The following is a 4834-nucleotide window of genomic DNA, read 5'->3' as shown; positions in this document are numbered from 1 at the left end:
CGGCCGGTGCCGGTTGCTGGGCGGGCACTGGTTGGGGCGCCGAGGGGGCGGGCGCAACAGGAGCCGCCTCGATCGCATGCACCGCTCTGGGCGCCTGCACGACCTCGCTCTGGACGTACCTCGGTGCCTCCACGGCAGCACCAGCTTGGTCGCCCATGATCTCGGCCATCATCTGCACCGACACGTCCAGAAACGCCTGGTGACTCTGCGTCGTCACATCGAGATAGCGCTGGTGCTGCTCGGCGGTCTCCTGCTGGATGCGATCGATAACACTCCAAGCGTCCACCGACAGCGGCGACCGTGCCGTTTCGACCGCAGCTGACGACACGTCGGTCCGTTGAACCACAGGCGCTTCCATTCTCTGAATCTCTGGCGCATCGTTGCGCTGCACTGTCGGGGACGTCATTCGTTGCGGCGCAGGCGTTTCCGCGTGCGGCGCCTCGGGTTTCATGTGGGCTGCTTCGGCAACCGGCGTCGGTGTCACCGACGCTCTGGCGCGGGTGCGCTTCGGCGTAATCGACACCTTCCCGTCGACCGGCGGATAGGGCTTACCAAGGTTTGCTCCACCCACCTTCACGGCATGTGCCGGCGGCGCAACGAACTTCGCCGGCTCCTCGTAGTGGTCGAATAGAGATACCAGATCGAGCGCCACACCATCGGCGGCCAAGGTAGCCAGCCCGCGATGCCAGCCACGCATGCCGCCGGCCTTCGGATCGTCAAGGGCCACCGCGATGTGCGGTGCCTTGGCGAGGATCTGACCGACAAGTCCGGTCAGGACCCGGCCCGGACCGACCTCGATGAACCGGGTCACGCCGTCTCGGGCCATCGCCTCGATCATCTCGCGGAACTTCACCGACTGACGGACCTGGTCGGCGAGCTGAACTTCCACCTGTTCGCCGTACACCTGCGCGGTCGCATTCGCATAGACCGGGAAGTTCGCCTCCTTGAGTTTCAGCGACTTCAGGTAATCGGCCAACGGTTCCGAACTCGAAGCGACGATCGGTGAATGGAACGCCGATGCCACCGGAAGCCGACGCGACGTCCAACCCGCCGACTTCGCCTCGCCTTCCGCCCAGGTGATGTCAGACGCGTACCCCGCCAACACCACCTGCGCAGGCGCATTGTCGTTGGCGATCACCAGCGACTCGGGTGTATCCGGATTCGAATCCAGCAGCCTACACACATTTTCGGCGCTGGTGGCGACGGCCAGCATGGCACCGTCCTTGCCGTGTCCGGCCTCGGCCATCAGCACGCCGCGCTTGCGCGCGGTTTCGACGAGCCGTTCCATCGGGATGACGCCGGCCGCTGCCAGCGCGGTGACCTCTCCGAAGCTGTGACCGGCAGCGGCCTCGGCCGTCACACCCAGGACGTCCAGCAGCGCAAGCTGCGCAAGGCTGGTGGTCGCGATGGCCGGTTGGGCGTTGGCCATCGCGGTGAGCTCTGTCCGCTGTGCATCGGCGGACGCCGCATCGAATACCGGCTCTGGGAACACCACACCGGGCAAGTCAGCGAGGTCACCTTCAAGGCCATCCCACACCGCGAGAGCTTCGGGGAAGGACAATGCGAGGTCGGCGCCCATCCCGACGTACTGGCTGCCCTGACCCGGAAAGAGGAACGCCGTCTTTCCGTCCCGGGCCGGCCCGAAACCGACAGCAATGTTCGGGTCCTTGAGCTCGGAGACGGTGCCTGCCGTCACCGCACTCTTCAACCGGTCAGCAAGTGTCTCAAGTGAGGCGGTATCGGCCGCGACCAGACCTGCGCGCGCCGGCTGCGCCGCGTCGAACTTGTCCGCGCACTCGAAGGCGATCCGAGCAAGGCTCTCACCGGCGCGCACCTGGCCGATGATGTCGCCAGCCCGAGCCGCAAGGTCGGCTTCGCTCGACGCGCTGAGCACCACCACCTCGGTGGGCATCGCCCTGAGCCGCTTCGCGCGCTGCACGCCCCGGTACTCCTCGAGCGTCACGTGGAAGTTGCTGCCGCCGAAGCCGAAGGAGCTGACGGCGGCGCGGCGCGGCCGATCACCGTTTCGCACCCAGGGGCGGGTCTGGGCATTGACGTAGAACGATGTGTCGGCCAAGTTCAGCGCGGGATTCGGCTGCTCCACCTTCAGCGTGCCGGGCAGCGTCGAATGCTGCAGTGCGAGCACGGCTTTGATGAGTCCCGCGGCGCCGGCAGCCGCCTTGGTGTGGCCGATCTGAGACTTGACCGAGCCGAGCGCGATACGCGCATCGGCATCGTTGAACACCGACTTGAGGCCGGCGAATTCGGCAACGTCGCCGGCCTTCGTCGCAGTGCCGTGAGCTTCGACGAGTTCGACGGTCGACGGCTCATATCCGGCACGTTCGTAGGCGCGGCGCAACGCCTTGGCCTGACCTTCGGAGCGCGGCGCATAGACGCTGGAGGCTCGCCCGTCCGAGGAGGATCCCAGCCCGCGAATGACGGCGTGGATCAGGTCTCCGTCTCGTTCGGCGTCGGCAAGGCGCTTGAGCGCCAACATGCCCACACCCTCGCCGATGATGGTGCCGTCGGCGCCGTCCGAGAACGGCCGGCAGTCACCGGTCGCCGAGAACGCCGGCGTCTTGGAGAAGCACATGTACATCATGATGTCGTTGAGCGCGTCGACACCGCCGGTCAGCACCATGTCCGACTCGTGCAGGTAGAGCCGGTGCAGGGCCGACTGCAGCGACGACAACGAGCTGGCGCAGGCGGCGTCGGTGACGAAGTTCGCGCCGCCGAGATTGAGCCGGTTGGCGACGCGGCCGGCGACGACATTGCCGAGCAGACCCGGGAACGTGCTCTCCTGCCACGGTATGTAGTGATCCGCGATGTCCTGGCAGATCTCGTCGGCCTCGTCCTCCGGCAAGCCGTTCTCCAGCAACGCCTTACGCCAGATCGGCCGCTGCATGCGGGCACCCACCTGGACAACGAGCTCGGTGGTGGAGGCCACCCCGAGCACCACGTCCACACGGTCCAGGTCGACCTCCGCACCATCGCGTGTCACCTGGTCTAGCACCTGCTTGGCCGCGATCAGCGCGAGGATCTGCGCGGAGTCCGTCGACGGCAACGCGTTCGGCGGCAATCCGAACTGGATCGGATCGAAGTTCACCGGGTCAATGAATCCGCCACGCTTGCAGTAGGTCTTGTCCGGCGCCTTGGGATCGGCATCGAAGTAGTCCTCGATCAGCCAATGTGAAGGCGGCACATCGCCGATGGCGTCGCGTCCGCTGGTGATGGTCCGCCAGTAGCCGGTAAGCCCCGCCTCCCCTGGATAGATGGCCGTCATTCCGACGACAGCGATTGGAGTGGCGACGGGGGTTTCCGTGTGGTCGGTCAATGTAAACCCTTATCCGAGAGGGGTGGACAGGAAATTTGTGGGATTCAGTTGGCGACTCAGCCGAGTGGACGTGGACGAAAATCGAAGGCGGAGGCCGGCATCGCAACACCGGCTGCACGTAGCTGACCAGCTCGTGTCACGGTCGCAGCTCCCTCCAGCATGTTGAGCGCGATCTGGCGAACCGTGCGCGCAGCCACCGGTTCCAGGAAACTCCCCCGCACCCATTCGTTGAATGCGCCCATCGCTGGACCGCACCAGATCTGGTAGTCGGCACGTCGCTCGGTGTGACCCTCGCGAGCCCACTGCGCACCGTTGAACAGGTACCAGCGAAACACCAGCGCCATGCGGTGCTTGGGGTCCTCGCCCGCACGCTCTACCTGTCGTGGGTCCCTGGCCGCAAAGAATGCCTCGGTCTCGGTCCAGATCTCGGGGACGCTGCGGCCGAGCACTGCTTTCTCAAGATTCTCCAGTTCATGCCTCGGGGCATCCTCGAACGCGGAGTAGCGGCGGTAGAAATCGAACAGCCGCTGGCCTCGCTGGGCGAACATCGTGCCCCGCTTCAGAACCTGCACGGTCACCCCCTGCTCGAACATGTCGGCGGCGGGTGCCATCGCCACATCCGTAGATTGGGCCAGGGCAAGCAGATTTCGCGCGTCCTCCGACAAGCCGCTTTCCACTGCCGACTGGTTGACCGATCCGGTCAGGACGTAGGCTGCGCCGATCGCGAATGCGGCTGCGACGCCGGCAGGTGTCCCGAGTCCGCCCGCCGCGCCCACCCGCGGCCAGACCGCGTAGTTGTGACTGGCGGCAATCGTGTCGCGCAATGCAATGAGGCGTGGCAGCAGCACGGTCAGCGCACGGTTGTCGGTGTGGCCGCCCGAGTCCGCTTCGGCGGTGATGTCCTCTGCGATCGGGATTGCGCTCGCGAGTTCGGCTTCTTCTGCAGTGATTCGGCCTTCAGTGACCAAGGCGCGCAACATCGCTTCCGGGGCAGGGGAAAGGAATAGGCGCGCGACCTCTTCGCGAGAGACCTTGGCGAAAATGCGTCCGGACCGGATGACCTGGCCGTCGGGACCGCGGCGCAGCCCTTTCGCGGCGAAAAGCACAATCGCGGGGGTGAGCTTCATGAAGGCCGATGCCGACACGCAGCGGACACCGAGGCGATGGAAGAGGTCGATCGTCGCCAGCTCGAGCCGATCGTCTTGGACGTTGTGAATCAGGTTGGCACCCCAACCGCCGGCGTCCGGTCCCAGGGCACCCTGAATCTCGCGCACGCCGGCCTCGACGGTGCCGAGATCGAGCCCGGCGCTTCCGAAGAAGCCCATCACGCCGGCCCGTACACCCTCGACGGCCATTCGCGCAGTGGCGATCCCACGCGCCATCTCGCCAATCACGTAAGGGAATCGCACCCCATGCGTCGCGGTGAAACCACGCTCTCCTAGCCACTCGGGATAAATCGGCGGCAGGACGGCCAGCACGTCCTGGTGCGCGGTGGCCGAC

The 4834-nt window shown here is 66.0% G+C and carries 2 protein-coding genes; both read right to left on the bottom strand.

Annotated elements, in window-relative coordinates; translation table 11 throughout:
• On the bottom strand, positions 1-3283 hold a 3283-nt coding region (locus tag ACN269_RS33380), incomplete at its 3' end, for a beta-ketoacyl synthase N-terminal-like domain-containing protein (RefSeq protein WP_421477123.1).
• Between the two features lie 107 nt (positions 3284-3390).
• Positions 3391-4834, bottom strand: a 1444-nt coding sequence (locus ACN269_RS33375) for a PfaD family polyunsaturated fatty acid/polyketide biosynthesis protein (protein ID WP_421477121.1), incomplete at its 5' end; no start/stop codon positions are given.

This window comes from Micromonospora sp. WMMD736 (assembly GCF_049179015.1).
In the GTDB taxonomy this organism is placed as follows: Bacteria; Actinomycetota; Actinomycetes; order Mycobacteriales; family Micromonosporaceae; genus Micromonospora.
This window is presented reverse-complemented; position numbering and strand designations above follow the sequence as displayed.